At 68.5% G+C, this 26,280-nt stretch carries 24 protein-coding genes; 16 read left to right on the top strand and 8 right to left on the bottom strand.

Going from position 1 to position 26,280, the window contains the following annotated elements; all coding sequences use genetic code 11:
- The first annotated feature begins 6 nt into the window (after positions 1-6).
- From DDZ14_RS12025 to DDZ14_RS12000, 6 genes are all read left to right on the top strand, one after another.
- Positions 7-1,182, top strand: a complete 1,176-nt coding sequence (locus DDZ14_RS12025) for a malate--CoA ligase subunit beta (RefSeq protein ID WP_109425228.1) — start codon at positions 7-9, stop codon at positions 1,180-1,182.
- 4 nt (positions 1,183-1,186) lie between these two features.
- On the top strand, positions 1,187-2,068 hold the full coding sequence (sucD, locus tag DDZ14_RS12020) for a succinate--CoA ligase subunit alpha (protein WP_109425227.1): 882 nt from the start codon (positions 1,187-1,189) through the stop codon (positions 2,066-2,068).
- Positions 2,065-3,045 (top strand): D-glycerate dehydrogenase, encoded by a 981-nt coding sequence (locus DDZ14_RS12015; protein WP_109425226.1) that lies wholly within the window; start codon positions 2,065-2,067, stop codon positions 3,043-3,045. Before sucD ends, DDZ14_RS12015 begins: the two co-directional genes overlap by 4 nt.
- Before the next feature lie 3 nt (positions 3,046-3,048).
- The gene (locus DDZ14_RS12010) at positions 3,049-4,305 is read left to right on the top strand and encodes a glycerate kinase (protein WP_109425225.1); all 1,257 of its coding nucleotides are present in this window, start codon (positions 3,049-3,051) and stop codon (positions 4,303-4,305) included.
- A 92-nt stretch (positions 4,306-4,397) separates the two neighbouring features.
- Positions 4,398-4,856 (top strand): NUDIX hydrolase, encoded by a 459-nt coding sequence (locus DDZ14_RS12005; protein WP_109425224.1) that lies wholly within the window; start codon positions 4,398-4,400, stop codon positions 4,854-4,856.
- A gap of 126 nt (positions 4,857-4,982) precedes the next feature.
- Positions 4,983-6,464 carry an inorganic phosphate transporter gene (locus DDZ14_RS12000; protein ID WP_109425223.1) on the top strand — a complete coding sequence of 494 codons (1,482 nt, stop codon included), beginning with the start codon at positions 4,983-4,985 and terminating at the stop codon, positions 6,462-6,464.
- A 19-nt stretch (positions 6,465-6,483) separates the two neighbouring features.
- Here DDZ14_RS12000 and truA read toward each other — a convergent pair whose 3' ends face one another.
- Entirely contained in the window at positions 6,484-7,251 is a 768-nt protein-coding gene (gene truA, locus DDZ14_RS11995) for a tRNA pseudouridine(38-40) synthase TruA (protein WP_109425222.1), read from the bottom strand.
- Positions 7,252-7,381: 130 nt separating this feature from the next.
- Between truA and DDZ14_RS11990 the strand changes: the two genes are divergently transcribed.
- Complete coding sequence (locus tag DDZ14_RS11990; RefSeq protein WP_369914945.1) at positions 7,382-8,809, top strand: YcjX family protein; 1,428 nt, start codon at positions 7,382-7,384, stop codon at positions 8,807-8,809.
- A gap of 44 nt (positions 8,810-8,853) precedes the next feature.
- A complete protein-coding gene (locus DDZ14_RS11985) occupies positions 8,854-9,855 on the top strand; it encodes a YcjF family protein (protein ID WP_233252563.1) in 1,002 nt (333 codons plus the stop codon).
- A 188-nt stretch (positions 9,856-10,043) separates the two neighbouring features.
- Here the strand turns inward: DDZ14_RS11985 and DDZ14_RS11980 are convergent, their stop codons facing one another.
- Positions 10,044-10,454, bottom strand: coding sequence for a group III truncated hemoglobin (locus DDZ14_RS11980; protein ID WP_109425219.1), 411 nt, complete (start codon positions 10,452-10,454; stop codon positions 10,044-10,046).
- A gap of 217 nt (positions 10,455-10,671) precedes the next feature.
- On the opposite strand from DDZ14_RS11980, the gene ileS reads away from it, so the two are divergent.
- Both ileS and DDZ14_RS11970 read left to right on the top strand, forming a co-directional pair.
- Positions 10,672-13,653, top strand: coding sequence for an isoleucine--tRNA ligase (gene ileS, locus DDZ14_RS11975; protein ID WP_109425218.1), 2,982 nt, complete (start codon positions 10,672-10,674; stop codon positions 13,651-13,653).
- Positions 13,654-13,659: 6 nt separating this feature from the next.
- Positions 13,660-14,121, top strand: a complete 462-nt coding sequence (locus DDZ14_RS11970; RefSeq protein ID WP_369914943.1) for a methylated-DNA--[protein]-cysteine S-methyltransferase — start codon at positions 13,660-13,662, stop codon at positions 14,119-14,121.
- 12 nt (positions 14,122-14,133) lie between these two features.
- Here the strand turns inward: DDZ14_RS11970 and DDZ14_RS11965 are convergent, their stop codons facing one another.
- The 5 genes from DDZ14_RS11965 to fsa form a co-directional block, all read right to left on the bottom strand.
- Entirely contained in the window at positions 14,134-14,832 is a 699-nt protein-coding gene (locus tag DDZ14_RS11965) for a phosphatidylcholine/phosphatidylserine synthase (RefSeq protein ID WP_109425217.1), read from the bottom strand.
- 117 nt (positions 14,833-14,949) lie between these two features.
- A complete protein-coding gene (locus tag DDZ14_RS11960; protein ID WP_109425216.1) occupies positions 14,950-15,546 on the bottom strand; it encodes a cytochrome P460 family protein in 597 nt (198 codons plus the stop codon).
- A 123-nt stretch (positions 15,547-15,669) separates the two neighbouring features.
- Positions 15,670-16,584: a tyrosine recombinase XerC gene (locus DDZ14_RS11955; protein WP_109425215.1), complete on the bottom strand. Its 915-nt coding sequence runs from the start codon at positions 16,582-16,584 to the stop codon at positions 15,670-15,672.
- A gap of 2 nt (positions 16,585-16,586) precedes the next feature.
- Positions 16,587-17,303: a DUF484 family protein gene (locus tag DDZ14_RS11950; protein WP_109425214.1), complete on the bottom strand. Its 717-nt coding sequence runs from the start codon at positions 17,301-17,303 to the stop codon at positions 16,587-16,589.
- 39 nt (positions 17,304-17,342) lie between these two features.
- Complete coding sequence (gene fsa, locus DDZ14_RS11945) at positions 17,343-17,996, bottom strand: fructose-6-phosphate aldolase (protein ID WP_109425213.1); 654 nt, start codon at positions 17,994-17,996, stop codon at positions 17,343-17,345.
- Between the two features lie 102 nt (positions 17,997-18,098).
- Between fsa and DDZ14_RS11940 the strand changes: the two genes are divergently transcribed.
- The 4 genes from DDZ14_RS11940 to DDZ14_RS11925 all read left to right on the top strand — a co-directional run bounded on the left by DDZ14_RS11940 (position 18,099) and on the right by DDZ14_RS11925 (position 23,320).
- Positions 18,099-20,294, top strand: a complete 2,196-nt coding sequence (locus DDZ14_RS11940; protein WP_109425212.1) for a primosomal protein N' — start codon at positions 18,099-18,101, stop codon at positions 20,292-20,294.
- Between the two features lie 115 nt (positions 20,295-20,409).
- The gene (hisC, locus tag DDZ14_RS11935; RefSeq protein ID WP_109425211.1) at positions 20,410-21,498 is read left to right on the top strand and encodes a histidinol-phosphate transaminase; all 1,089 of its coding nucleotides are present in this window, start codon (positions 20,410-20,412) and stop codon (positions 21,496-21,498) included.
- Positions 21,495-22,418 (top strand): prephenate/arogenate dehydrogenase family protein, encoded by a 924-nt coding sequence (locus tag DDZ14_RS11930; RefSeq protein WP_109425210.1) that lies wholly within the window; start codon positions 21,495-21,497, stop codon positions 22,416-22,418. The genes hisC and DDZ14_RS11930 overlap by 4 nt, the downstream gene beginning before the upstream one ends.
- 5 nt (positions 22,419-22,423) lie before the next feature.
- Positions 22,424-23,320, top strand: a complete 897-nt coding sequence (locus DDZ14_RS11925; RefSeq protein WP_109425209.1) for an extensin family protein — start codon at positions 22,424-22,426, stop codon at positions 23,318-23,320.
- 8 nt (positions 23,321-23,328) lie between these two features.
- Here the strand turns inward: DDZ14_RS11925 and DDZ14_RS11920 are convergent, their stop codons facing one another.
- Positions 23,329-24,330, bottom strand: coding sequence for a DUF2125 domain-containing protein (locus tag DDZ14_RS11920; protein ID WP_109425208.1), 1,002 nt, complete (start codon positions 24,328-24,330; stop codon positions 23,329-23,331).
- A gap of 70 nt (positions 24,331-24,400) precedes the next feature.
- On the opposite strand from DDZ14_RS11920, the gene DDZ14_RS11915 reads away from it, so the two are divergent.
- On the top strand, positions 24,401-24,955 hold the full coding sequence (locus tag DDZ14_RS11915) for a gamma-glutamylcyclotransferase (protein ID WP_109425207.1): 555 nt from the start codon (positions 24,401-24,403) through the stop codon (positions 24,953-24,955).
- A 110-nt stretch (positions 24,956-25,065) separates the two neighbouring features.
- A complete protein-coding gene (locus DDZ14_RS11910) occupies positions 25,066-26,277 on the top strand; it encodes a biopolymer transporter ExbB (RefSeq protein ID WP_109425206.1) in 1,212 nt (403 codons plus the stop codon).
- Positions 26,278-26,280: the final 3 nt, after the last annotated feature.

Genomic DNA, 26,280 nt, shown 5'->3' with positions numbered 1-26,280 from the left:
GCAGGAATGGACATTCACGAATACCAGGCCAAGGAATTGCTGCGTGGCTTCGGCGTCAACGTGCCGCGCGGCGGCATCGCCTACAGTCCCGAACAGGCCGTCTACCGCACGCAGGAGCTTTCGGGCGAGCGTTGGGTCGTCAAGGCGCAGATCCATTCCGGCGCGCGCGGCAAGGCCGGCGGTGTGAAGATCTGCGCGACCGAGCGCGAGGTGCTGGAGGCCGCGGACTCGATGCTGGGCAAGCGGCTCGTGACCCACCAGACCGGCCCGCAGGGCAAGCTGGTGGGCCGACTCTATGTCGAGGAAGCGACGGATATCCAGCAGGAGATCTACCTGGGCTTCGTCATGGACCGCAAGGATGAGCGGATCGTGGTCGTGGCCTCCGCCGAGGGCGGGATGGAGATCGAGGACATCTCGGCCGAGAAGCCCGACAGCATCATCCGCTCGGTGGTCGATCCCGCCGTGGGGATGGAGGCGTTCCAGGCGCGCGAGATCGCGTTCTCGCTGGGGCTCGACCCGGCGCTGATCCCGCAGGCGGTCAAGACGCTGATCGCCTGCTACAAGGCGTTCCAGGAACTTGACGCCGCGATGGTGGAAATCAATCCGCTGGTCGTCACCGGCGCCGGCGAGATCGTGGCGCTCGACGCGAAGCTGTCCTTCGACGAGAACGCGCTTTTCCGCCGTCCGCAAATTTCCGAACTGCGCGACAAGAGCCAGGAGGATTCGCGCGAGACCTATGCCAGCGACCGCGGCCTGAACTATATCGGGCTCGACGGGCAGATCGGCTGCGTAGTCAACGGTGCCGGGCTGGCGATGGCGACGCTCGACATGATCAAGATGGCTGGCGGCGAGCCTGCGAACTTTCTCGATGTCGGCGGCGGGGCGTCGCCCGACCGGGTGCTCAAGTCCTTCCGGGCGGTGCTCAACGACCCGAATGTGGAGGCAATCCTCGTCAACATCTTCGCCGGCATCAACCGCTGCGACTGGATCGCCGAGGGCGTGGTGCGCGCGGTGCGGGAACTGGAGCTGAAAATCCCGCTGGTGGTGCGGCTCTCGGGCACCAATGTCGAGGAGGGCCGGAAAATCCTCGCCGACTCGAAACTCGACATCACCACCGCCGACACGCTTGCCGAGGCCGCCGAAAAGGTGGTTGCGGCCTGGAAATCGAACGCGCAAGGATAACGCCATGGCCATCATCATCAACAAGAACACACCCGTGCTGGTGCTGGGGCTGACCGGCCGGATCGGCAGCTTCCACAGCGAGGAGATGATCAAGTACGGCACCCGGGTCGTCGGCGGGGTCACGCCGGGCAAGGGCGGCACCAAGCATCTGGGCCTGCCGGTCTTCAACACGGTGAAGGGCGCAGTGTCCGAGACCGGCGCCGAGGTGGCGATCTGTTTTGTCCCGCCGCCTTTCGCGTCGGACGCGATCATGGAATGCGCCGACAGCGGCATCCGCACCTGCGTCTGCGTGGCAGACGGCATCCCCACCCAGGACATGATCCGGGTGAAACGCTTCATGCGCCGCTACAAGGCGGAGAAGCGGATGCGGCTCATCGGCCCGAACTGCGCAGGCATCATCAGTCCCGGCCAGGCTTTCGCAGGGCTGATGCCGCCGCATATCTACCTGCCTGGACGGGTGGGCATCATCGGCCGGTCGGGCACGCTAGGCTACGAGGCTGCGAGCCAGATGAAGGACCACGGCATCGGCGTATCGACCTCGGTGGGCATCGGCGGCGATCCGATCAACGGCTCTTCCTTCCGCGACATCCTGGAGATGTTCGAGAAGGACCCGGACACCGACGCGGTGGTCCTGGTGGGCGAGATCGGTGGCCCGCAGGAGGCCGAGGCGGCCGAATATATCCGCGACCGCATGAAGAAGCCGGTGGCGGCCTATATCGCGGGGCTTTCGGCGCCCAAGGGCCGGCGGATGGGCCATGCGGGGGCCATCGTCTCGGCCTTCGGGGAAAGCGCGCAGGAAAAGGTGGACATCCTCAAGCAGGCGGGGGTTCATATCGTGCCGACGCCCTCGTCCTTCGGCAAGACGGTGGAGGCCATGGTGGCATGAGCGATACGGAACGGCCCAGGGTACTCGTCACCCGGCGCTGGCCGGACAAGGCAGAGGACCGCCTGCGGGCGCTCTTCGACGTTACGCTGAACGAGGACGACACGCCGCTGGGTCCGGACGCAATGATCGCCGCCGCGCAGGACTATGACGCGGTGCTGCCCACGGTGTCGGATCGGATCCCGCCGGATTTCTACACGGTGCCGGACCGTCGGGTGCGGCTGCTGGCCAATTACGGCGTTGGTCACAACCATATCGACACCGCCGCCGCGCGGGAGGCCGGCATCGCGGTGACGAACACGCCCGGCGTGCTGACCGACGCCACCGCCGACCTGGCGATGGGTCTGCTGCTGGCCGCCGCAAGGCGCATCGGCGAGGGAGAGCGCGAATTGCGGTCCGGCAACTGGGCCGGCTGGCGGCCGACCCATATGATCGGCGCGCAGGTCGCGGGTGCCACGCTGGGGATCATCGGATTCGGGCGCATTGGCAAGGCGATGGCGCAGCGCGGCCATCACGGCTTCGGCATGGACGTGGTCTTCCACAACCGCTCGAAGGTGGACGACGCCGAGGCCGCACGCTACGGCGCGCGGCAACTGGACAGTGTGGGCGATGTCATGGAAGCTGCGGATTTTGTCTCGCTCCACTGTCCGGGCGGGGCGGAGACACGGCATATCGTCGATGCGGCGGCGCTCGCGCGGATGAAGCCCACGGGCTATCTCATCAACACCGCGCGCGGCGACGTGGTGGACGAGGCCGCGCTGACGGCGGCTTTGACGGAGCGGCGGATCGCGGGGGCGGGGCTCGATGTCTACGAGGCCGAGCCGCATGTCGGGGACGAGTTGCGCGGGCTCGAGAATGTCGTGCTGGCCCCGCATCTGGGCAGCGCCACCGCCACCACGCGGCTGGCGATGGGCATGCGCGCCATCGACAATGCCGAGGCGTTCTTCGCCGGCCGGGACCTGCCCAACAGGGTGGTCTGAGCGATGGCCGAGCCGAGCGCGATCGCGCGGGCCTGTTTCGACGCGGGCCTCGCCGCCGCCGATCCCGAACGCGCCGTGGCGCAGGCGCTGGCGGAGGATCCGGGTATCGTGCGCGCCCGCGGCTTCCTGACCTATGTCGCCATCGGCAAGGCCGCGGTGCCGATGATGCGCGCGGCGATGGCGGCGAAGAAGCCGGACAAGGCCTTCCTGGTCACGAATTACGAGAACGCCGCGACGCTGGAGGGCTGCGAATGCCATTCCGCCGGCCACCCGACACCGGACGAGAACGGTGCGCGGGCCGCGAAGTTGCTGATCCGCAAACTTTCCACCGCCTGGTCGGGGGACCGGATCGTCGTGCTGCTCTCGGGGGGCGGATCGGCGCTGTTGCCCGCACCGGTTCCGGGCGTGCCGCTGGAGGACAAGATCGCGCTCAACGACCTTCTGGTGCACTCAGGCTTGGCGATCGGCGAGATCAACACGGTGCGCCGCCGCCTGTCGCTCCTCAAGGGCGGCGGGCTGACATGGCTCGCCGACCCGGCCAAGGTCACGGCGCTGATCCTGTCGGACGTGCCGGGCGACGACCTCTCGGCCATCGCGTCGGGGCCGATGGTGCAACCCGGTGACGCGCCCGACGCCGCGGAACGCCTGCTGCGCGCCCACCGCCTGTGGGACCGCGCGCCCGAGAGCGTGCGCCGCGCTCTGTCAGGCCCGCCGCCGGATCGCCGCACCGACAGCGCCGCCCGTAACCGCATCATCGGTTCCAACGCGGTCAGCCTGCGGGCCATGGCCGGCGCGGTGCCGGAGGGTTTCGCGGCTAATCTGCGGGAGGCGCCGCTCGTGGGCGATGTGGAGGCGGCCGCGCAGGAGATCGCGGCGGCCATGCGCAAGGCCGTGGGGCAGGGGCCGGCGGTGCTGCTTTTCGGAGGCGAGACGACCGTGCGGGTCCGGGGCGAGGGGCTGGGCGGGCGCAATCAGGAGCTTTGCCTGCATGTGGCGCGCGCGCTCGACCGCGAAGGCCCGTCCAGCGACTGGGCCTTCCTGAGCGGCGGCACGGACGGCCGCGACGGCCCGACCGATGCCGCGGGCGGGCTGGTCACGCCGGACACCCTCGCGCGGATCGCGTCCAGCGGGCTGGACCTGGATGTGGAACTGGCCGAGAACAACAGCAATGCCCTGCTGAGGGCCGCCGACGCGCTGCTCGTGACGGGGGCGACGGGAACCAATGTCGCCGACCTTCAGGTCGCGGTGCTGGCCGGCTGAACCGCGCCGCGAACCGCTTTAACGTTGAATTCACGAAATTTTCCCATATATATGTTTCCCACATAACAAAAAAAGACAAGGCAGGATTTGTCATGGGAACGCTTTTTGAGAGGGCCTGGTCCGAGGTCGTGAAACCGCTGCTGCGCCGCCCCCCGCGGGTTCAGGTCGCCGCGCTATGCTATCGCAGGACAGACGACGGAAAACAGGTCTTGATGATCACCAGCCGCGATACCGGCCGCTGGATCCTTCCCAAGGGCTGGCCAATGGAAGGCTATGACGCCCCCGGCACCGCGATGCAGGAAGCCTGGGAAGAGGCCGGCGTGAAAACCGGCCGGATCGACCGCCGCCCGCTGGGCCGCTTCACCTATGTCAAACAGGGCGAGGACGGCATGAACCAGGTCTGCGAGGTCGATGTCTTCCCCATGGAAGTACAGGACATGACCAGCGATTTCCCCGAACAGACGGAACGGCGGCTGAAATGGGTGGCACCCAAGGAAGCCGCGAACATGGTCGACGAACCCGAATTGCGTGACATTCTGGCCGCATTCTGAGCCGACGCGCCCCGGCCGGGGCGCGTTCCCGCTCGTATAAACCGTCTTGGCGCTTGATCCGGTGCGCGACCTGGCTTAGCCGGAACCCGGCATTGTGAAAGTCTTGTGACAGTCCGGGGGGATGCAATGAGCGACGGGCCGAAAGGCAACCAGTGGCGCACGCTGGACAAGGATCTGAACCGGATCAGCCAGGTCGAGACGGCGACGCAGTACATTGCCCGTCCGCTCGTGGCTCCAGGCATCTCGCTGGCCTTCATCGTTCTGGCGATGCTGGCGGTCTCCTTCTTCTTCGGACAGCAGCCCGCGTCGCTGATCGTCGTCGCGGCCTCGGCATTCGGGGCCTATATGGCGCTCAATATAGGCGCCAACGACGTGGCCAACAACATGGGCCCCGCCGTGGGTGCACGGGCGCTGACCATGGGCGGCGCTCTGGTGATCGCGGCGCTTTTCGAGAGCGCCGGCGCGCTCCTGGCCGGCGGCGACGTGGTCTCCACCATCTCGAAGGGCATCATCGACCCGGCCAGCGTCGCCGACCCCCGCATCTTCATCTGGGCGATGATGGCGGCACTGATCTCCTCGGCGCTCTGGGTCAACCTGGCGACCTATGTGGGCGCGCCCGTCTCCACCACGCATTCCGTTGTGGGCGGCGTCATGGGCGCGGGCATCGCCGCGGCGGGGATGAGCGCTGTAAGCTGGCCCACGATGGGCGCGATCGCGGCAAGCTGGGTGATCTCGCCGGTGCTGGGCGGTGCCATCGCCGCCGCCTGCCTGGCTTTCATCAAGGCCAATATCATCTACCAGGACGACAAGATCGCCGCCGCCCGGCGCTGGGTGCCGGTGCTGATCGGCGTGATGGCGGGGGCTTTCGCAACCTATCTGGCGCTCAAGGGCCTCAAGCGCATCGTCTCGATAGACATCGGCGCGGCGCTCCTGATCGGCGCGGTGGTCGGGGCCGTGAGCTATGTCCTGACCGCGCCGCTGATCCACCGCCAGTCGGAGGGGATGGAGAACCGAAACCGCTCGCTCAAGACGCTTTTCGGCCTTCCGCTGGTGTTCTCGGCGGCGTTGCTGTCCTTCGCCCACGGCGCCAATGACGTGGCCAACGCGGTGGGGCCGCTCGCGGCCATAGTCCATGCGGTCGAGCAGGGCGACGCCGCTGCCAAGGTCGCTATTCCCGTCTGGGTCATGGTGATCGGCGCGCTGGGCATCTCCTTCGGTCTGCTGCTCTTCGGTCCCAAGCTGATCCGTCTGGTCGGCAGCCAGATCACCAAGCTCAACCCGATGCGCGCCTATTGCGTGGCGCTGTCGGCGGCGATTACGGTGATCATTGCGTCCTGGCTGGGCCTGCCCGTCAGTTCCACCCATATCGCGGTGGGCGGCGTCTTTGGCGTGGGGTTCTTCCGCGAGTGGTACATGGAGCGCCGCGCCCGGCAGAACAGCGTGGGCGGCAGCATGGGGATGCGCGTCGCCGCGGCCGAGCGAAAGCGCCGCAAACTGGTGCGCCGGTCGCATTTCATGACAGTGATCGCGGCCTGGGTCATCACCGTGCCCGCGGCCGCCGCGATGTCCGGGCTGATCTACATGATCATCAGCGCCGCCGTGGTCTGAGCCGCCGCCCGCGCGCCGCTCAGCCGAACGGATCCTCGGGGTAGCCCACGCCAGCAAGGTAGAGTCCCTGTGGCGGGCAGACCGGCCCGCAGGCAGCGCGGTCGCGTGCCATTAGCGCCGCGCGCACATCCTCGGGCGTCCACGCCCCTGCACCGACCCGTTCCAACGTGCCCACGACGCTACGTACCTGGTTGTGCAGGAAGCTGCGCGCCCGCAGACGGAAACGGAACTCCTGCCCGCCCGGATAGGCAAGCGCCTCGATCTCCAGCGCGTCGAGCGTCTTCACCGGCGATTTTGCCTGGCAGAGCGTGGCGCGGAAGGTCGTGAAATCGTGCCGACCCACGAGATGCCGCGCCGCCTCCCGCATCGGCTCCGGCGCCAGCGCGTTGCGCACCTGCCAGACCCGGCCGCGGTCATGGGTGACGGGTGCGCGGCGGCTGACCAGCCGGAAGAGGTAGCGCCGCTCAATGGCCGAGAACCGGGCGTGGAAGTCTTCTGCAGCCCGCGCGGCGCGCATCACCGCCACCGGCGCGGGCTTCAGGTGGTGGTTGAGCGCCTCCATCAGGCGGAACGGCTCCCAATCGCGGGCCAGCTCGCAATGCGCGACCTGTGCCAGCGCATGCACGCCGGAATCGGTGCGCCCCGCCGCCGCGACGCCATGCGGGCCGGGGTCCAGCCGCGCGAGCGCCGCCTCCAGCGCAGCCTGCACCGAGGGCTGGTCGGCCTGCCGTTGCCAGCCCGCGAAGGGCGTGCCGTCGTATTCGATCTGGAGTGCATAGCGGGGCATGGCGTGGCGATAGCGCGCGCCCGCGCGGCCCGCAAGGGGGCGTGCCGTGGCGTCCGGGCGTCTCTCGTCTCTAGGAACCCGCGCGGATCGCGCCTATCTTTGCCCGGCGGGCAGGATGGAGCAGGCGTTCTTGGTTGGACTGGCAGATATCGCGGATGGCGTGACCCGGCGGATCGAACGCGCCGGTGCCGAACTGGGCGGGCTGCTCTTCGAGCCGGTGATCCGGCTGGGCGTGACCGGGCTTTCGCGGGCGGGCAAGACCGTCTTCATCACCTCGCTCGTCGCCAATCTTATGGACCGGGGCCGGATGCCGCAGCTTCAGGCCGCGGCCTCGGGCGCGATCCGCGCGGTGTGGCTGCAGCCGCAGCCCGACGACACGGTGCCGCGCTTCGACTATGAACGCCACCTTGCCGCGCTGACCGGTCCCGAGCCGCACTGGCCCGACGGCACGCGCCATGTCAGCCAGTTGCGCCTGTCGCTCAAGGTGCAGCCATCGGGCCTGATCGCCGGGCTCTCCGGGCCGCGCACCGTGCATCTCGATATCGTCGACTATCCGGGCGAATGGCTGCTCGATCTGGGACTTCTGGAGCGCAGCTATTCCGACTGGTCCGCGCATGTACTCGGCCGGGCGCGCGCGCGCGGCGCAGGCGCGGATGCCGGCGTGCTTCTCGCGGCGCTGGAGGCGGCGGACCCGGCCGCCGATTTCGCTGAACCGCAGGCACAGACGCTCGCCTCGGCCTACACGGATTGGTTGCGCACGGCGCGGTCCCTGGGCCTGTCGGACTGCACGCCGGGCCGGTTCCTGCTGCCCGGCGAGATGGCGGGCTCCCCGGTGCTGACCTTCGCGCCGCTGCCGCCCGCGCCCGGCGCGGGGCGGCGTAGCCTCTGGCGCGAGATGGAGCGCCGCTACGAGGCCTACAAGGGGCAGGTCGTCAAGCCGTTCTTCCGCGACCACTTCGCCCGGATCGACCGGCAGATCGTGCTGACCGACACGCTTGGCGCCATCCATGCCGGCCCGCGCGCGGTGGAAGAATTGCGCGGCGCCATGACCGATATCCTGCGCGCCTTCCGGCCCGGCCGGAATACCTGGCTCTCGGGCATTCTCGGCAAGCGGGTGGAGCGGATCCTCTTCGCCGCCACCAAGGCCGACCACCTGCACCATTCGCAGCATCCGCGCCTGACCGCGATCATGGAGGCGCTGCTGGCGGATGCCCGGCGGCGCGCCGATTTCGCCGGCGCCGCGACCGCGGCCATGTCGATCGCGGCCCTGCGCGCCACGGTGGAGGAGACGGTGCGCCACGAGGGCCGCAGCCTGGATTGCGTGCGCGGCCGGCTGCTGGAGGGCGGCCGGCAGGCGGCGCTCCACCCCGGCGACCTGCCGGAAGATCCCGCCCTGCTGCTCGGCCCGGCGCGCGAGGGCGCGAAACGCTGGCTCGATGGCGACTACCGGGTGATGGATTTCGCGCCCGCCCGCCTGTCGATGCGCCCCGGCGAAGGGCCGCCGCATATCCGGCTGGACCGGGCGGCGGAGTTCCTTTTCGGGGACCGGTTGCGATGACCCGCCGCCCCGGACCCGGCCGACGACCAGAGAAGGAGACGCCCATGAGCCGCTCCCCGGTGCTCATCGAGCTGGACGAGGATGCTCCTGCCGCGGAAACCCCCGCCACGGCGGCTCCGGTGCCCGATCGTGATGCCGCCGCGGCGCCGGAAGGGCGCGGGATGCGCGCGATGGCCGCGCTGACGGCGCGGCGGGGTTCGCCGCTGGTGCGCTGGCTCTGGCGAGCGGGGGGCGCGCTGCTGCTCTTCATCCTGACCGTCGCGGCCTGGGATTTCGTGGACGGGCTGATGGCACGCAACATCTGGCTGGGGCGCGCGGCGCTGGGGCTGTGCCTGGCGGTGCTTGCGCTCGCTCTCGGGCTCGCGCTGCGCGAATGGATGGCGCTGGCCCGGCTACGGCGCCTCGACGGCCTGCGCCGGGCCGCCGAGGCGGCGCGCGCCGGTGGCGTGCTGGCCGAGGCGCGGGCCGTCACCGCTCGGCTCTCGGTGCTCTATGACGGCCGACCCGACCTGGCCGAGGCGCGCGCGCGGGTGAAGACCCGCGGCGAGGAACTGCTGGATGCGGACGCCCTGCTGGACCTGGCGGAGGCGGAACTGCTGGCCCCGCTCGATGCGCAGGCCCGGCTGGAGGTGGAGGCCGCCGCGCGCCAGGTCGCCACGATCACCGCGATCGTTCCGCTGGCGCTGGCTGATGTCGTCGCTGCGCTGACGGCCAATCTGCGCATGGTGCGCCGGCTGGCAGAGATATATGGCGGGCGCGCCGGGCTGTTCGGCTCCTGGCGGGTGATGCGCGCGGTGCTGACCCATCTGGTCGCCACCGGCGCCGTTGCGGTGGGCGACGACCTGATTGGGTCGGTCGCGGGCGGCGGACTGGTCTCGAAGATATCCCGGCGCTTCGGCGAAGGTGTGGTCAACGGCGCGCTGACCGCGCGCGTGGGCATCGCCGCGATGGAAGTCTGCCGCCCGCTGCCCTTCCGCGCCGCGCCGCGCCCGCGCGTCACCTCGCTGGTGCAACGCGCGCTCACAGGGCTTTTCGACCGAAGCTGAATGCGCGCCTGCGGCGCAGGTTCATTTGTTCGGAGCCGGGGGGCGCTGCCCCCCGGACCCCCTTGGAGTATTTTTCGAAAGATGAAGCAGCAAGTGGTGCGTCTTCATCTTTCCCGAAAATACTCCCGCCGGAGGCTCCTGCTCCAGACGCAGCGGTGCGGGTGGCGGTTTTGGCGGGGCCTTGCCTGCTAGCGCAGTTTCGGCACGCCGCCCGGCAGCGTGTCGCGTTCCACTACGCCGGCGCGAAGGCTTCTGCCGATGCGGTGGGCGAGCGCCGACCAGGCCGCGGCCTGATCGGCGCGCAACTCGGTCGCCAGCACGGTGTCGAAAAGCGCGAGCCAGGTCGCGAACATGCCCGGCCGGACATTTCCCGCGCCAAGGTGAGCGACCATCGGGCTGCCGTCATAGCCGCGTTCGTGCAGGATGGAATCGGCCCAGAAGGCCGTGACGCGGGCCTCGTGCGCGGGCCAGTCGGCGATGTGTATGGCGAAGACCGGCCCCAGGCCGGGATGGCGCCGCACCGCCGCGTAGAAGGCTGTGACGACGCGCTCGATCTCGGGCCGGGTGATGTCGAAACGGGGTGGCAGGGCGGAGGTCATGCCCCCTATCTGGACCCTGCGGGTCCCGCGCGCAAGCGCCCCTCTGGACGGCCCTGCACCTGCCGCGTATAACCGCGCCATGACGCATCCGCACGCGATCATCATTCGAATTACCGGCCCGGCGCTCTGACCCAGATGAGCCGCCGGGATACAGGCGTTTGAGCCTTCGCGCCGCCCCTCGCACCCCCAGGATACGATCTGCCAAGGACCACGCCCCATGTGCGCCGAGACGCCCGATTACAAAGACACGCTCTTTCTGCCGAAGACCGACTTTCCGATGCGCGCAGGCCTGCCCAGGCGGGAGCCAGACTGGCTGGCGAAATGGGCGCGGATCGGCGTCTACGACCGGCTGCGCGGTAAGGAAAACCGCAAGCCCTTCATCCTGCATGACGGCCCGCCCTACGCCAACGGGCACCTGCATATCGGCCACGCGCTCAACAAGATCCTCAAGGATATGGTGGTGCGCAGCCAGCAGATGATGGGGCGCGACGCGCGCTACGTGCCGGGCTGGGACTGCCACGGCCTGCCAATCGAATGGAAGATCGAGGAGCAGTATCGCGCCAAGGGGCTCGACAAGGACAAGGTCGACGTGGTTGATTTCCGGCAGGAGTGCCGCCGCTTCGCCGAGGGCTGGATCGACATCCAGCGCGACGAGTTCAAGCGGCTGGGCGTGACCGGCAACTGGGACGACCCCTACCTGACGATGGATTTCCACGCCGAGGCGGTGATCGCGGCGGAGTTCCAGAAATTCCTGATGAACGGGACGCTCTACCAGGGCTCCAAGCCGGTGATGTGGTCGCCGGTGGAGAAGACCGCGCTGGCCGAGGCGGAGGTGGAGTATCACGACAAGGAAAGCTTCACCATCTGGGTGAAGTTTAGAACGGTTCCCAAGGTTTTTCCTGCGCAGGTTACGAGCCCCGGCGAAGATATTCCAATGTTGCCGCCAATCGCTGCAGTTATAGAGGAACATAACGAACAACCAATCTATGTCGTCATCTGGACCACGACCCCCTGGACCATCCCCTCGAACAAGGCGGTGGTCTATGGCGAGGACATCTCCTATGGCCTCTACGAGGTGACCGGCGTGCCGGAGGAATGCTGGGCGAAGGTGGGCGAGAAATACATCCTCGCCGACAAGCTGGCGGGCGATGTACTGGGCCGTGCGCGACTCAAGGACGATCAATGGACCCGCCTGCGCGATGTCACTGCGGAGGAGCTTTCCGGTTTGTCCTTGCAACACCCCCTCGCCGACGCCGAAGGATCGAACGGCGAATGGGATGACCTGCGCGATTTCCGCGCCGCCGATTTCGTCACCGACGAGGAAGGCACCGGGTTCGTGCATTGTGCGCCGTCGCACGGGATGGAGGAGTACGAACTTTACCGCGGGCTCGGCATGCTCGACCGGGTCATCACCTACAACGTCATGGAAGACGGCCGTTTCCGCGACGACCTGCCGCTTTTCGGCGGCAAGGCGATTCTCAAGCAGAACGGCAAGGAGGGAGACGCCAACACGGCGGTGATCGACAAGCTGGCCGAGGTCGGCGGGCTGCTCGCACGCGGCAAGATCAAGCACAGCTACCCGCATTCATGGCGTTCCAAGGCCCCTGTCATCTATCGCAACACGCCGCAATGGTTCGCCGCCATCGACCGCGAGGTGGGCGACGGACAGGACGAGTACGGCCGCACGATCCGCGCGCGGGCGCTCGCCTCGATCGACAAGCTGGTGAAATGGACGCCCGCGACCGGGCGCAACCGGCTTTATTCGATGATCGAGAACCGGCCGGACTGGGTGCTCTCGCGCCAGCGCGCCTGGGGGGTGCCGCTGACCTGTTTTGTCCGCAAGGGGGCCAGGCCCACCGATGACGGTTTCCTGCTGCGCGACGCGGCTGTGAATGCGCGCATCGTCGAAGCGTTCGAGACCGAGGGCGCGGATGCGTGGTTCCGCGACGACGCGACGGAGCGGTTCCTGAAGCCCGAGTACGACCCGGCGGAGTGGGAGAAGGTCACCGACATCCTCGACGTGTGGTTCGACAGCGGTTCGACCCATGCCTTCGTGTTGCGCGACCGCGCGGACGGGGCCGAGGACGGCATCGCCGATCTCTATCTCGAAGGCACCGACCAGCATCGCGGCTGGTTCCATTCCTCGATGCTCCAGGCCTGCGGCACCAAGGGGCGCGCGCCCTATCGCGGGGTACTGACGCATGGGTTCACGCTGGACGAGAAGGGCATGAAGATGTCCAAGTCGCTCGGCAACACGGTCGCGCCGGAGGATGTGACCAAGCAGTATGGCGCGGATATCCTGCGGCTCTGGGTGGCGCAGTCGGACTATACCGCCGATCTGCGCATCGGGCCGGAGATCCTGAAAGGCGTGGCCGACAGCTATCGCCGGCTGCGCAACACGATGCGCTTCATGCTGGGCAATCTCGACGGTTTCACCGAGGTCGAGCGGCTGGAGCCCGCCGAGATGCCGGAGCTGGAGCGCTGGGTGCTGCACCGGTTGGCGGAACTCGACCACACGGTGCGCGCGGGCTATGCGAAATACGATTTCCAGGGCGTCTTCCAGGCGCTCTTCACCTTTGCCACAGTGGACCTTTCGGCGATCTATTTCGACATCCGCAAGGACGCGCTTTATTGCAATGCCGCGGACAGCACCGGGCGGCGCGCGGCGCGCAGCGTGCTCGACATCCTCTTTCACCGGCTGACCACCTGGCTGGCGCCGATCCTCGTCTTCACGATGGAGGAGGTCTGGCTGGAGCGCTTTCCAGGCGAGGACAGTTCGGTCCATCTGGCGGATTTCCCCGAGACCCCGGCCGACTGGCGTGACGAGCCGCTGGCGCAGAAATGGGCCGGTATCCGCAAGGTCCGGCGCGTGGTCACCGCCGCGCTGGAGGTGCAGCGCCGTGACAAAGTGATCGGCGCCTCGCTGGAGGCCGCGCCGGTCGTGCATGTCCGCGACGCGGAGGTGCTGGCCGCGCTCCGGACCGTGGATTTCGCGGATATCTGCATCACCTCCGGCATCTGGCTGACCGGCGATCCGATACCGGGCGAGGCGTTCCGCCTGCCCGAGATCGAGGGCGTAGGCGTCGTCTTCGAGCGTGCGGAGGGCGAGAAATGCCAGCGCTGCTGGAAGATCCTGCCGGATGTGGGCAGCCACGCGCATCCCGCGACCTGCAAGCGGTGCAATGACGCGCTGGGATGATGCGGCATGATGCGGCGCGCGGGTCTTGAGACGCCCGTGGGGCGCATCGTGCTGACCGAGGAGGACGGTCATATCACCGCGCTGGACTGGGGTGGTGCGCTGGCCGATGACGCCAGCCCGCTTCTGGACGAGGCGCGGCGCCAGATCGACGCCTATTTCGGCGGCACGCGGCGCGCCTTCACGCTGCCGATGGCGCCGCGCTCCAGCCCGTTCCAGCATCTGCTCTTCGAGGCGCTGATGGCGATCCGCTTCGGCGAGACGCGCAGTTATGGGCGCATCGCGCGGATGCTCGACGCGAGCCCACAGGCGGTGGGCCAGGCCTGCGGCGCGAACCCGATCCCGATCCTGATCCCCTGCCATCGCGTGCTGGCCTCCGATGGCGGGTTGGGGGGCTATTCCGGCGCCGGCGGGGTGGAAACGAAAATCGCGCTGCTGCGCCACGAGGGCGCGGCGGGGCTGCTGATCTGAGCGCGGCGACGTTCAGGCCCGGCGGCGGACGGGGATGAGCTGCTGGAGCGCGCCGGCGAAGAAGAGATAGATGGTGGTGGCGGTGAGCCCGGTCAGCACGATCGGGCCGGGATCGAAGCCCTCCCACGCCGCGGCACCGGCAAAGGCGGTCCAGGCGAAGGCCACCGGCAGCGTCACCTGGCGCCAGCGGCGGGTGCGGAACGGGTGGACGAACTCGACCGGCGTGAACATCAGGCCCGATATCAGCACCACCAGCGCAAGGATCACCCAGAAGCTGGGCTCCAGCGCGAAGAAGACCAGCACGACCATGTTCCAGCAGCCCGGAAAGCCCGAGAAGCTGTTATTGGGCGTCTTCATGCGGGTATCGGCGAAATACATGGCCGAGGCGAAGGTGATGACAATGATGCAGATCCAGCCCGTCCAGCCCGGCAAGAGTTCGCTCTCGAAAAGCGCGAAGGCCGGGATGAAGACATAGGTCAGGTAGTCGATGATGAGATCGAGGAGAACGCCGTCGAATTGCGGCGCGTATTTCGTGACCTCGTATTTGCGCGCCAGCGGTCCGTCGAGACCGTCCACAGCGAAGGAGACCACCAGCCAGACATACATCATCGCCCAGTCCGACTTGACGGCGGCCAGCATCGCCAGCATCGCGAAGACCGCGCCGGTCGCGGTCAGCAGGTGGACGGAGAGGGCGCGCATTTCAGGTGTCATCGCCGTGTCATGGCGCAAATGTGGGCCGAGATCAATGTTGCAGCCTGCACCGCAGGGCACGAAAAAACCCGGCAGTCGCCTGCCGGGTTTCGTGATTTGGGGTGGTGCTGTGCGGGATCAGTGGCTGACGCGCACTTCTTCCAGCGGGTAGCCCAGATGGTCCTGGCCTTCAAAGGCCGCGTGGCAGCCGCTGCAATACGCTTGCGACACCTTCATTTCCGCGCCGCTGGGCTGCACCGCGGAATAGATCCAGTTGCCGTATTCGTCGGCCGTGCCGGCGGCCACCTTTTCCATGAGGAAGAGCGGGCCGACCGAGGTCGCACCGGAGTCCGGATCGACCTTGAAGCTCTCCTTGGCGATGAGCGTACCCACCGGCATTTCGACGCCGTCGCTGCCGAACTTGGTGTATTCGTCGTAGCCCGTGTCGTTGACATAGGTCATCAGGAAGCGTTCGCCATGCACGCCGGCCACGCCGGGGCGGGTCGCCGTCGCCTTCCACTCGCGATAGGTCGAGGCGATTTCGTCGCCGCGCAACGCGTAGCAGCGCTCCAGCGTGGCCTTGACGCAATCGTAAAGCTCTTTGACCTCGGCATCGCTCATCTCGTAGGGATCGCCCTTGGCCACGCAGCCCTCGACGACCTGCGCGGCGCCGGCATTGGCCCAGGCAAGTCCCCCGGCAAGCGTGGCGGCGGCTATCAGAAACTTGGGGGTCATGGATCAGTCCTTCTTGTCCGTAATCACTGGATCGTTCCGCGACCAGCTATGCGACATTCTGGACCCAAAGGCTGTTGAAATCATTACACAGCCTCGTTACGTCTGTTTCAGCTTGGGGGGCGGTCAACTCCGCGGATGCGCGCGGGAATAGACCGCCATGAGCCGCTCTGCATCCACCCCGGTATAGGCCTGGGTGGAGGAGAGCGAGGCATGCCCCAGCAATTCCTGGATCGCCCGCAAATCACCGCCCGCGGCGAGCAGATGCGTGGCGAAGGAATGGCGCATCGCGTGCGGCGTCGCCGTGGCGGGCAGGCCAAGCTGCATGCGCGCGGTCTCCATCGCCTTGGCGACGGCGCGTGGCCCAAGCGCGCCGCCCCGCGCCCCAAGGAAGAGCGGGTCGCCGGGCGCGCGTTCGAACGGGCAGAGTGCGGCGTAGCGGTCCACGGCGCGTCGCGCCGCGTCGATCACCGGGACCACGCGCTCCTTCCCGCCCTTGCCGCGGATGCGCAGCACCTCGCCCAGCGGTACCGCGCCGCGGGTCAGCGACAGCGCTTCGGATATTCGCAGCCCGCAGCCGTAGAGAAGTGTCAGCACCGCCATGTCCCGCGCCGCGATCCAGTCGGAACGCGCCTGGCTGCCCACCGTCTCGATCATGTCGCGGGCGGCCTGTTCGGGCAGCGGGCGGGGGAGTTTGGCCTGGAAACGCGGCGCCCGCGCGGCCAGCACCGCCGTGGGCTCGAACTCCTCGCGTTCCGCCCACCATCGGTAGAAATTCTTGACCGCCGAGAGTGCGCGGGCCAGCGACCGGGCGGACAGGCCGCGCCGGCGCTCATGCGCCATCCACGCGCGCATGTCGGCCTGGGTGATGCGGCACAGGGGCCCGGTGCCGGTCTCGCCGCCCAGATGCAGGCTGAGAAAGGACAGGCACGAGGTTACGTCGGCGCGGTAGGCCTCGACCGTGTTCTCGGCCATGCCCTCCACCCCGCGCAACCCGGTCAGCCAGGCTTCCAGCAGGTCGCGAGCGCCCTCGGTCAGCATGGTTACGCCAGCCAGCGGCGCATGACCCTCTCGAAGACACCGCCAAAGAAGGTCAGCAGGTCGGTGCCCTGGTTGGACCGGAACTGGTGCGGATCCTCGGCGCCCATCACAAGCATACCGGGCAGGCGCCCCTCGCCGAAATCGAGCCGGAGCAGCGCCTCCGACCCGACCCAGCCAGCCTTGTCGCCATACAGTTCCGCGCTGGCGGCCGAGACCTGCCGCAGCGTGACCTGCCTTGTGCTCGGTGTGCGGCCGGAACTCGCGTACTCGGCGGTCCAGCCCGGCGGCACCAGCGCCACGACATCGCCCAGGCTGCGTTCCACCGGGCGGGTCTCGTCGCTGTCGAGATGCGCCGATTCCAGCACCAGCCGCACCTTCTCGACGCACAGCGTCTCGGCCACGTTGCCCGCGAGATTGGCGATGAAGGCCTCGAATTCCACCGGATCGAGCATCGTCAGAATCGCGCGATGCACCTGGTTCGTCCCGGCGAGGTTCTCGTAGGCGGCGGCGATCACGCTGCGATGCGTGTCCTCCAGCCGGTCGAGCCGCGCCTCCAGCCGTTCCATCGCGATGCCGCGCAGATCGACGATATTGTTGCCCAGATGCTTTTCGTTCGCCGCGATCAGCGCCTTCATGACCTCCGGATCCTCAAGCACCATATCGGGGTCCGCTATGATCTGATCCCGGAAATCGCCCATCTCCATGGCGGTCTGACTCATGCCTCTCTCCTCAGCAGCTTCGGCAAGTATAGCGCAGGGTTACAGAATTTTCTGCCCCGTTTTTGCCCAGTCGCTGAGGAAGGTTTCCAGGCCCTTCTCGGTCAGCGGGTGGTCCGCCAGTTTCTTCAGTACGCCCGGCGGCACCGTGGCGACATCGGCGCCGATGCGCGCTGCGTCCAGCACGTGGTTGGGCGAGCGGATCGAGGCCGCCAGGATCTCGGTCTGGAAGTCGTAATTGTCGTAGATGGTGCGGATATCGGCGATCAGCTCCATCCCGTCGAGATTGATATCGTCGAGCCGCCCGATGAACGGGCTGATGAAGGTCGCGCCCGCCTTGGCCGCCAGCAGCGCCTGATTGGCGGAAAAGCACAGCGTGACATTGACCATGCTGCCCTCATCGGTGAGTGTCTTGCAGGCTTTCAGCCCGTCCCATGTCAGAGGAACCTTCACCGCGATGTTCGGCGCGATCCTGGCCAGTTTCCGCCCCTCGGCGATCATCGCGTCCGCCTCGGTCGCGACCACCTCGGCGCTGACCGGGCCCGCGACCATCTCGCAGATCTCCTTCGTCACCTCCAGGATATCGCGCCCCGCCTTCAGGATGAGCGAGGGGTTGGTCGTCACGCCATCGACCATGCCCAGATCGTTGAGTTCGGCAATGGCGTCGGTATCGGCGGTGTCTACGAAGAATTTCATGGGGGCCCGTCCGCTGTTTCTGGGGCGCCGGTTGGGGCGCTGCTTCGCGGGCCGTTCTAACGCAGCCGGGGCGCGCTGGGAATACCCTGCCGTGGCGGCGCGATGAGCGGGCCGGGCTTTTTTCCTGCCGGCGCGCGCGTGGCGGTGCTGACGGCCCAGCCGCTCGACCGGCTGCTGGACTATACCGCGCCCGAGGGCGGCTGCCATGCCGGCGCCTTCGTCGAGGTGCCGCTGGGGCCGCGGCGGGTGGCGGGCGTGGTCTGGGGGCCGGGGCAGGGCGGGTTCGATACCGCGAAGCTGCGCGCCGTCCACCGGGTGCTCGACGTGGCCCCGATGCGCGCCGAGATGCAGGATTTTCTGACCCGCGCCGCCGATTATACGCTGACGCCGCTCAGCGCCATGCTGCGCCTGGCCACCCGCGCGCCGGGCCTGGGCGATCCGCCCTCGATGCGCCGCGTCTACCGGCTGGGCGGGGCCGAGCCCGACCGCATGACATCCGCGCGCGAGCGGGTGATCGCGTTGCTTGAGGAGGACAGCACCCAGCGTTTCACCCTGGGCGAGTTGTCCGGCCTGGCCGGGGTCAGCGCCTCGGTCGTCAAGGGACTGGCCCGGCAGGGTGTGGTGGTCGAGGAGGACACGCCGCGCGATCTGCCCTATCCACGGCTCGATCCGGGGCGCGCGGGCAAGGCGCTGACCGGCGAGCAGGCCGAGGCCGCGGCGGCACTGCGCACCGGGCTCAGCGCGGGCGGCTACGCGACGACGCTCCTAAAGGGCGTGACCGGGTCCGGCAAGACCGAGGTCTACCTGGAAGCGGTGGCCGAATGCCTGGCGCAAGGTCGCCAGGCGCTGGTGCTGCTGCCCGAGATCGCGCTGACGGCGGAGTTCCTGACCCGCGTGGAAGCGCGGTTCGGCGCGCGCCCTGCCGAATGGCATTCCGGCGTGACCATGACCGAACGCCGCCGGGCCTGGCGCATGGTGGGCGAGGGCGGCGCGCAGCTCGTGGTGGGCGCGCGCTCGGCGCTCTTCCTGCCGTTCCGCGACCTGGGGCTGATCGTCGTCGACGAGGAACATGACAGCTCCTACAAGCAGGAGGACGGCGCGCTCTACAACGCCCGCGACATGGCGGTCCTGCGCGCCTCCATCGCCGGGGCGCAGGTGGTACTGGCCTCGGCCACGCCGTCGCTGGAAAGCTGGGCCAACGCGCAGGCGGGGAAATACGCGCGGCTCGACCTGCCGCAGCGTTTCGGCGCCGCGGTGATGCCGGAGCTTGCCGCCATCGACATGCGGGCCGAGACGCTGCCCTCCGACCGCTGGATATCGCCGACGCTGCGCAAGGCGGTGGAGGCGCGGCTGGCGGCCGGCGAGCAGGCGCTGCTCTTCCTCAACCGCCGCGGCTTCGCGCCGGTGACGATCTGCCGGGCCTGCGGCCACCAGATCGGCTGCGACCAGTGCGATGCCCGCATGGTGGAACACCGGTTTCGCAAACAGCTCATGTGCCACCAGTGCGGCGAGACGAAGCCGGTGCCCTCGGTCTGCCCCGCCTGCGGCGCGGAGGACCGGCTCGCCCCGATCGGACCGGGGGTGGAGCGGCTCTCGGAAGAGGCCGCGACGCTCTTTCCGGAGGCCCGCATCGCGGTCCTGTCCTCCGATCTCTTCGGTTCGGCGCGTGCGCTCAAGACCCGAATCCGCGAAATCGCGGCGGGCGATGCGGATATCGTCATCGGCACCCAGCTCGTGGCCAAGGGGCATAATTTCCCGCTCCTGACGCTGGTCGGCGTGATCGACGCCGATCTCGGGCTCCAGGGCAGCGACCTGCGCGCCGCAGAACGCACCTTCCAGCTCATGCGCCAGGTGGCCGGGCGTGCGGGCCGGGCGGAAAAACCCGGCGCCGCGCTCCTGCAGAGCTTCCAGCCCGAGCATCCGGTGATCCGGGCGATCCTGTCGGGCGACGAGGAAGGCTTCTGGCGCGCCGAGGCTGCGGAACGCCAGGCCGCCGGCGTGCCGCCCTACGGGCGCATGGCGGGCATCGTGCTCTCGGGGCCCGACGCGCCGGCGGTCTTCGACCTCGCGGGCCGGCTCGCGCGGGCGGATGCGCCGCTGCGCCGGATCGGCGCGCAGGTCTTCGGGCCGGCGCCCGCCCCCATAGCCCGCATTCGCGGCCGCCACCGCGTCCGGCTGCTGGTCAAGGCGGCCAAGGGTGCGGCGCTCCAGCCCGCGCTGGCCGCCTGGGCCGCGCAGATCCGGCTGCCCGCCAATGTCCGGATGTCCATCGACATCGACCCGCAGAGCTTCTACTGAGCCTTCTTCTTGCTCCAAATATCCCCGCCGGAGGCATGAAACCTTCTTCTTGCCCCACTGGCCAAGCCCGGCGCCCGGCGCTAGAACCGCACAGGAACCGCAGGAAATCTTCGCTATGACCGCCCAGATCACGCCACAGCCCGGCATCATGGACATCGCCCTTTACGAGGGCGGCAGCGCCCATATCGAAGGTGTCGAGGACGTGGTGAAGCTCTCGTCGAACGAGAACCCGCTGGGGCCCGGCCCCGCCGCGCTGGAGGCGTTCCGCGCCTCGGCGGCGAGCCTGGCGCGCTACCCGTCCTCCGACCATGCCGAATTGCGCGCGGCCATCGCCGAGACCCACGCGCTCGACGCCGGCCGGATCATCTGCGGCGCCGGCTCCGACGAGGTGATCGCCTTCCTCTGCCAGGCCTATGCCGGTCCCGGCGACGAGGTGATCCACACCGAGCACGGCTTCGCGATGTACCGCATCTCCGCGCTGGCCGCCGGCGCCACGCCCGTCGAGGTGGCCGAGACGAACCGCACCACCCATGTAGACGCGATCCTGGCGGCCTGCACGGAACGCACACGGCTGGTCTTCATCGCCAATCCCAACAACCCCACCGGCACGATGATCGGCGGCAACGCGCTGGCCCGGCTGGCCGACGGGCTGCCGCCGCAGGCGCTCCTGGTGCTCGACGGGGCCTATGCGGAATACGTGGCTGACTACGACGCGGGCGCGGAACTGGTGGAAACCCGCGAGAATGTCGTGATGACGCGCACCTTCTCCAAGATCTACGGGCTGGGCGCGCTGCGGGTGGGCTGGGGCTATGGCCCGCGCGCCGTGATCGACGTGCTCAACCGCGTCCGCGGCCCCTTCAACCTCTCTACCCCGGCGCTCGCGGCGGCCACCGCCGCGGTGCGCGACCGGGACTATACCGCGCATTGCCGGGCCGAGAATGCCAAGTGGCGGGCCTGGCTGGCGGCGGAACTGGCCCGCATCGGCGTACCTTCGGACCCGAGCCACGCGAATTTCATCCTCGCCCGGCTGCGCAATCCCGCGCGGGCCGAGGCCTGCGACGCGCATCTGAAATCCCGCGGGCTGATCGTGCGCAAGGTGGCGGCCTACGGCTTGCCGGCGGCGCTGCGCATCACAGTGGGCGACGAAAGCGCCTGTCGCCGCGTCGCCGCGGCGATGGCAGAATTCATGGAGACCGCCGAATGACCCCGCCTTATGCCCGCGTCGCGTTGATCGGCCTGGGGCTCATTGCCTCCTCCATCGCGCATGCCATGCGCCGCGCCGGGATGACGTCACATATTGCGGGGCACGCGCGCTCCGCTGAAACGCGCGCCGTGGCGGCCGAAATCGGATTTTGCGACAGCGTGCACGAGACCGCCGCCGAAGCCGTCGCCGGGGCCGATCTGGTGATCCTCTGTGTGCCGGTCGGTGCGATGGGCGATGTCGCCGCCGAAATCGGCCCGCATCTGGCCGCCGGCGCCACCCTTTCCGATGTCGGGTCGGTGAAACGCGCAGTGATCTCGGCTGTCGGGCCACACCTGCCGGAGGGGGTGCATTTCATCCCCGCCCACCCGATCGCGGGCACCGAGAATTCCGGGCCGCGCTCCGGCTTTGCCGAGCTTTTCGACGGGCGCTGGTGCCTGATGACACCCGTGACCGACTCTGACGGGCACGCGCTGGAACGCTACATGGCATTCTGGCATGCGCTGGGTGCCGAGGTCGATGTGATGGGGGCCGACCACCATGACCTGGTGCTGGCGGTCACGAGCCATGCGCCGCATCTCATCGCCTATACGATGGTGGGCGTGGCCGACGACCTGCGGCGCGTCACCGACAGCGAGGTGATCAAGTATTCCGCGGCCGGTTTCCGCGACTTCACGCGGATCGCGGCCTCCGACCCGACCATGTGGCGCGACGTGTTCCTCAACAACCGCGACGCCACGCTGGAGATCCTGGGCCGCTTCACGGAGGAGCTTTTCGCGCTGCAACGCGCGATCCGCACCGGCGACGGCGACCTGCTGCACGACTATTTCACCCGCACCCGCGCGATCCGCCGCGGCATCATCGAGGCCGGTCAGGACACCGACGCCCCCGATTTTGGCCGCGCGCACAGGCCAAGGGGCTAGGCACGATGCGCGGGGCGGGCAATATTGCGTTGCTACTGCTGGCGCTGGCGGCCGGGCCGGCCGGAGCCGCCGCGCCGGATCACTCGCCGCGCCCCGAATCCCGTCCCGCCGCCCGCGTGGTCGAGACCGGGTTCACTCCGCGCATGGTGCTGGTGCCGGTCTTCTACCACACCGGTACGCGGCCGCGCCCGCGTCCGGGAGAGGTTTCCGCGTTTGAAGCCGCACCCGCCCCCACGGTCTTCGCCTCGACCGCCGCGGCGGTCAGCCCGCTGGCGGTGGTCCGCTCGCGCCGCCCGCTCTGGCGCCCGCACGGGCTGCCCGAACGCAGGCAGGCCGCGCTCCGGGTGCCCGCGCCGGTGCAGGGGCGCTCCGGGCCCGACCGGCGGATTTGCGGCGACCACCGCATTCGCGGCAGAACGCTCTCGCCCATCGTGGGCCGCCTGCGGGGCTGCGGCATCCGCAACCCGGTCCGCGTCACGTCGGTGGACGGGGTCAACCTGTCGCAGCCCGCAACGATGAATTGCGAGGCCGCGCGCGCCCTGCGCGACTGGGTCGGCAAGGGACTGAAGCCCGCGGTCGGCAACCGGGGCGGCGGCGTGGCGCGGCTGCGCGTGGCGGCGCATTACGCCTGCCGGACGCGCAATAGCCGGCCGGGCGCGAAACTCTCGGAACACGCCAGGGGCAACGCCATCGACATCTCCGGCGTTGGCCTGCGCGACGGATACGAGATCACGGTCCTGACCGGATGGCACAACCGGCGCGAATCGAATGTGCTCAGACGCGCCCACCGCGCCGCGTGTGGCCCGTTCGGCACGGTGCTCGGCCCCAATTCGGACCGTCATCACCAGGATCATTTCCATCTCGACGTGGCCCGTCACCGCAGCGGGCCCTATTGCCGCTAGACCCCCGATCAGCGGATGCGCAGCCGCGGTGCGGGGCCCAGCGGGATCGGGCCGAATTTCACGGTGCCGCCGGAGAAGCTGATCGGCGCGTCGAGCGTCCGGGGATTTCCCGACATGTTGGACATCACCGCAAGGCCACGCTCCATCGTGTCGGCCAGGCCTTCGGGAAGCACGCCGCCATCCACGGCCATCTGCAGCATCTCGCGCCAGTTCTTCGCCTTGACCGTGATCGTGCCCTCGGGAATGCCGGCTTGGTCCACGTCAAGCTCACCGGCCGCACGCAGTTCCAGCCGCCCCCAGACGGCGTTCAGGTCGTTGAGTTCCAGCCGGGTGATCTGCGGGCGCGCCTCTTCGATCGCGCGGCGGTCCCAGGGCGAATCGAAGCCCAGCGTCAGGTCGGCGGACATCACCTCCACCGTTTCGGGCAGGTATCCGGTCGGATCCAACCGGCGGCGCAGCGCATCGCTGGGCCGGACCGCCTTGGCGTTGATGGCGATGTCGTGGAAATCCGCGCGCGCCGCGTTCTGGCGGGTGGCGAAGATCGCCGAGCCCACGCCGCTCTGCCAGCCGTTCTCGCCGGTCACGTCGAGCGCGTCGAGTTCCATCGTCACCCGGTCGAGCGTGAGCGCGGTGCCGGGCTCGAACCGGACCGAGGCGCGCATTTGCGTGGCCTCCAGCGTCAGGCGCTCCTGCGGCGAGGCGAGGGTCTGGCTGTCGGGCCAGATCGCTATGATGTGGTTGGGCCGGTAGCTGAGCGCGAGGATCTGGAAGAAGGGCGCGCGCCAGGCCAGGCCGGTTTCCGGGTCGGCCAGCATCAGGCCGGTCAGCGTCGTGTCGAAGCGGTTGGGAAAGCCGCGCACCACGATCCTGTCATGTTCCGCCACCCAGCCCTCGGCGCGGCGGTCTTCGAACCATCGGGAGAGCACCCGTTCCTTGGCCGCCGCACCCACGAACCAGTAGCCGCACCAGCCCGCCGTCAGCACCAGCACGAGACCGATCAGAAATCGCATCCTGGGATTCCCCGTTTGCAGCCTGTCACCGGGTCGTGTTTATAGGGCGCAGGACAGGAGGACCAGTCGCATGGCGGATGAAACGCTCTGGGTGTTCGGATACGGATCACTGATGTGGAATCCGGGCTTCGACTATGCCGAGCGCCAGATCGCCAGGCTGTCGGGTTATCACCGGAGTTTCTGCATGCGCTCGATCCATCATCGCGGCACGGTGGAAGATCCTGGCCTTGTGCTGGCGCTTGACGCGGCCGAGGGCGCCGCCTGCGACGGCATCGCGCTCTCGATCGGGCCCGAGCGGCACGACGCCACGTTGGATTATCTGCGAGAACGCGAGCTGATTTCCGCGGCCTATCTGGAGGTGGTGCGCCCGCTCGACCTGCGCGACGGCCGCCGGGTGGAGGCCGTGGCCTATGTGATCGACCCGGACCACGATCAGTATTGCGGTGCGCTCGATCTCGAAGAGCAGGCACGCATCATCGCGCGGGCGGTGGGTGGCCGTGGCCCGAACACCGAATATCTCTACAATACGGCGGATCACCTGCGCGAGCTTGGCATCGAGGACGCCGAACTGAGTTGGCTCGCGACCCGCGTGCGCGCGTTGACGCAGGCGGGTGCGGCGGGCTAGAGGATGGCCGTTGGTTGTGGCGTACCTCAAGAAGTTGCGTGTTGGCAGGTAGACAGACACGACGTAAGGTATGGCCGATGACAGGATCGACCGCATCAGGAACCAGAAGAATGGCGCCGGGCCCCCAGAGCGGCGCCAGGGCGCATTTCACGCAGCCCGTCCGTCAGATCATGCTGATGCTGATCGTCCTGGGCCTCGTCGCCGCGGGGGCCTATATCGCCTATCCCCGCGTCGCGCCCGTTTTCCTGGCCAATCCGTGGCTCAACGGGGTGATCGCCGGGGTCTTCGTGGTCGGCGTGCTGGCCTGTTTCTGGCAGGTGCTGCAACTGACATCCTGCGTGAGCTGGATCGAGAGTTTCGCGATGGACCGGCCGGGCAGCGAGTTCACGCACGCGCCCCGCCTGCTGGCACCGCTCGCCGCCTTGCTGCGCTCGCGCGGGGCGCGGATGCAGATCAGCTCCAGCTCGGCGCAATCGCTGCTGGATTCGGTGGCGACCCGGCTCGACGAGGCGCGCGACATCACGCGGTATATCGTCAACCTGCTGATTTTCCTGGGTCTTCTGGGCACATTCTACGGGCTGGCGACGACAGTGCCGGCGGTGGTGGACACGATCCAGTCGCTTAACCTGCATGACGGCGAGAGCGGCGTCGCAGTCTTCGGCCGGCTCATGTCGGGGCTGGAGGTACAACTCGGCGGCATGGGCACGGCCTTCGCCTCGTCGCTTCTGGGCCTGGCGGGGTCGCTCGTCGTCGGCCTTCTGGAATTGTTCGCGGGCCACGGCCAGAACCGCTTCTACCGCGAGTTGGAGGAATGGGTCTCCACCATCACCCGGCTGGGGCTGGCCGGCGGCGATGGCGAGGCGGGGTTCGATCAGGGCGCGCTGGCCGGCGTGCTCGATCATATGGCGGTTCAGATGGACAGCCTGCAGACGCTCTTCGAGCGCGCCGACGGCAGCCGTGCCGAAACCGACGCGCGGATCGGCCAGCTGACGGACGCGGTGGAGCGGATGGTCGAACAGATCGGCAAATCGGGCGAGTCCGGCACCGGCGCGGCGCTCACCCGTATCGCGGAGGGTCAGGAAAAGATCGCCGCGGCGCTCGATGGCGGGCAGGGCGACGGGCAAGTGGACGCGGAATCGCGGATGCGCCTGCGCTCGATCGACGTGCAGCTCTTGCGCATCCTTGAAGAAATGTCGGCCGGGCGGCAGGAAAGCATGGCCGAGCTGCGCGGCGATCTGGCGGCCCTTACCAAGGCGTTGCGCCGGGCCAATCGCGACAGCGCCGAACGCGAGGGTCTCGACGCCGGACGGCAGAGGAGCTGAGCC

Origin of the sequence: Maritimibacter sp. 55A14 (assembly GCF_003122205.1) — a bacterium.
Lineage (GTDB): Bacteria > Pseudomonadota > Alphaproteobacteria > Rhodobacterales > Rhodobacteraceae > QEYE01.
The sequence above is the reverse complement of the archived record's forward strand: the minus strand, read 5'-3'. Positions and strand labels throughout refer to the sequence as shown.

What these genes read in the sequence shown, in the direction of transcription:
- DDZ14_RS12025 (WP_109425228.1), top strand. Translation starts at nt 7, where the DNA reads ATGGACATTCACGAATACCAGGCCAAGGAATTGCTGCGTGGCTTCGGC.
- sucD (WP_109425227.1), top strand. Translation starts at nt 1,187, where the DNA reads ATGGCCATCATCATCAACAAGAACACACCCGTGCTGGTGCTGGGGCTG.
- DDZ14_RS12015 (WP_109425226.1), top strand. Translation starts at nt 2,065, where the DNA reads ATGAGCGATACGGAACGGCCCAGGGTACTCGTCACCCGGCGCTGGCCG.
- DDZ14_RS12010 (WP_109425225.1), top strand. Translation starts at nt 3,049, where the DNA reads ATGGCCGAGCCGAGCGCGATCGCGCGGGCCTGTTTCGACGCGGGCCTC.
- DDZ14_RS12005 (WP_109425224.1), top strand. Translation starts at nt 4,398, where the DNA reads ATGGGAACGCTTTTTGAGAGGGCCTGGTCCGAGGTCGTGAAACCGCTG.
- DDZ14_RS12000 (WP_109425223.1), top strand. Translation starts at nt 4,983, where the DNA reads ATGAGCGACGGGCCGAAAGGCAACCAGTGGCGCACGCTGGACAAGGAT.
- truA (WP_109425222.1), bottom strand. Translation starts at nt 7,251, where the DNA reads ATGCCCCGCTATGCACTCCAGATCGAATACGACGGCACGCCCTTCGCG.
- DDZ14_RS11985 (WP_233252563.1), top strand. Translation starts at nt 8,854, where the DNA reads ATGAGCCGCTCCCCGGTGCTCATCGAGCTGGACGAGGATGCTCCTGCC.
- DDZ14_RS11980 (WP_109425219.1), bottom strand. Translation starts at nt 10,454, where the DNA reads ATGACCTCCGCCCTGCCACCCCGTTTCGACATCACCCGGCCCGAGATC.
- ileS (WP_109425218.1), top strand. Translation starts at nt 10,672, where the DNA reads ATGTGCGCCGAGACGCCCGATTACAAAGACACGCTCTTTCTGCCGAAG.
- DDZ14_RS11970 (WP_369914943.1), top strand. Translation starts at nt 13,660, where the DNA reads ATGATGCGGCGCGCGGGTCTTGAGACGCCCGTGGGGCGCATCGTGCTG.
- DDZ14_RS11965 (WP_109425217.1), bottom strand. Translation starts at nt 14,832, where the DNA reads ATGACACCTGAAATGCGCGCCCTCTCCGTCCACCTGCTGACCGCGACC.
- DDZ14_RS11960 (WP_109425216.1), bottom strand. Translation starts at nt 15,546, where the DNA reads ATGACCCCCAAGTTTCTGATAGCCGCCGCCACGCTTGCCGGGGGACTT.
- DDZ14_RS11955 (WP_109425215.1), bottom strand. Translation starts at nt 16,584, where the DNA reads ATGCTGACCGAGGGCGCTCGCGACCTGCTGGAAGCCTGGCTGACCGGG.
- DDZ14_RS11950 (WP_109425214.1), bottom strand. Translation starts at nt 17,303, where the DNA reads ATGAGTCAGACCGCCATGGAGATGGGCGATTTCCGGGATCAGATCATA.
- fsa (WP_109425213.1), bottom strand. Translation starts at nt 17,996, where the DNA reads ATGAAATTCTTCGTAGACACCGCCGATACCGACGCCATTGCCGAACTC.
- DDZ14_RS11940 (WP_109425212.1), top strand. Translation starts at nt 18,099, where the DNA reads ATGAGCGGGCCGGGCTTTTTTCCTGCCGGCGCGCGCGTGGCGGTGCTG.
- hisC (WP_109425211.1), top strand. Translation starts at nt 20,410, where the DNA reads ATGACCGCCCAGATCACGCCACAGCCCGGCATCATGGACATCGCCCTT.
- DDZ14_RS11930 (WP_109425210.1), top strand. Translation starts at nt 21,495, where the DNA reads ATGACCCCGCCTTATGCCCGCGTCGCGTTGATCGGCCTGGGGCTCATT.
- DDZ14_RS11925 (WP_109425209.1), top strand. Translation starts at nt 22,424, where the DNA reads ATGCGCGGGGCGGGCAATATTGCGTTGCTACTGCTGGCGCTGGCGGCC.
- DDZ14_RS11920 (WP_109425208.1), bottom strand. Translation starts at nt 24,330, where the DNA reads ATGCGATTTCTGATCGGTCTCGTGCTGGTGCTGACGGCGGGCTGGTGC.
- DDZ14_RS11915 (WP_109425207.1), top strand. Translation starts at nt 24,401, where the DNA reads ATGGCGGATGAAACGCTCTGGGTGTTCGGATACGGATCACTGATGTGG.
- DDZ14_RS11910 (WP_109425206.1), top strand. Translation starts at nt 25,066, where the DNA reads ATGGCGCCGGGCCCCCAGAGCGGCGCCAGGGCGCATTTCACGCAGCCC.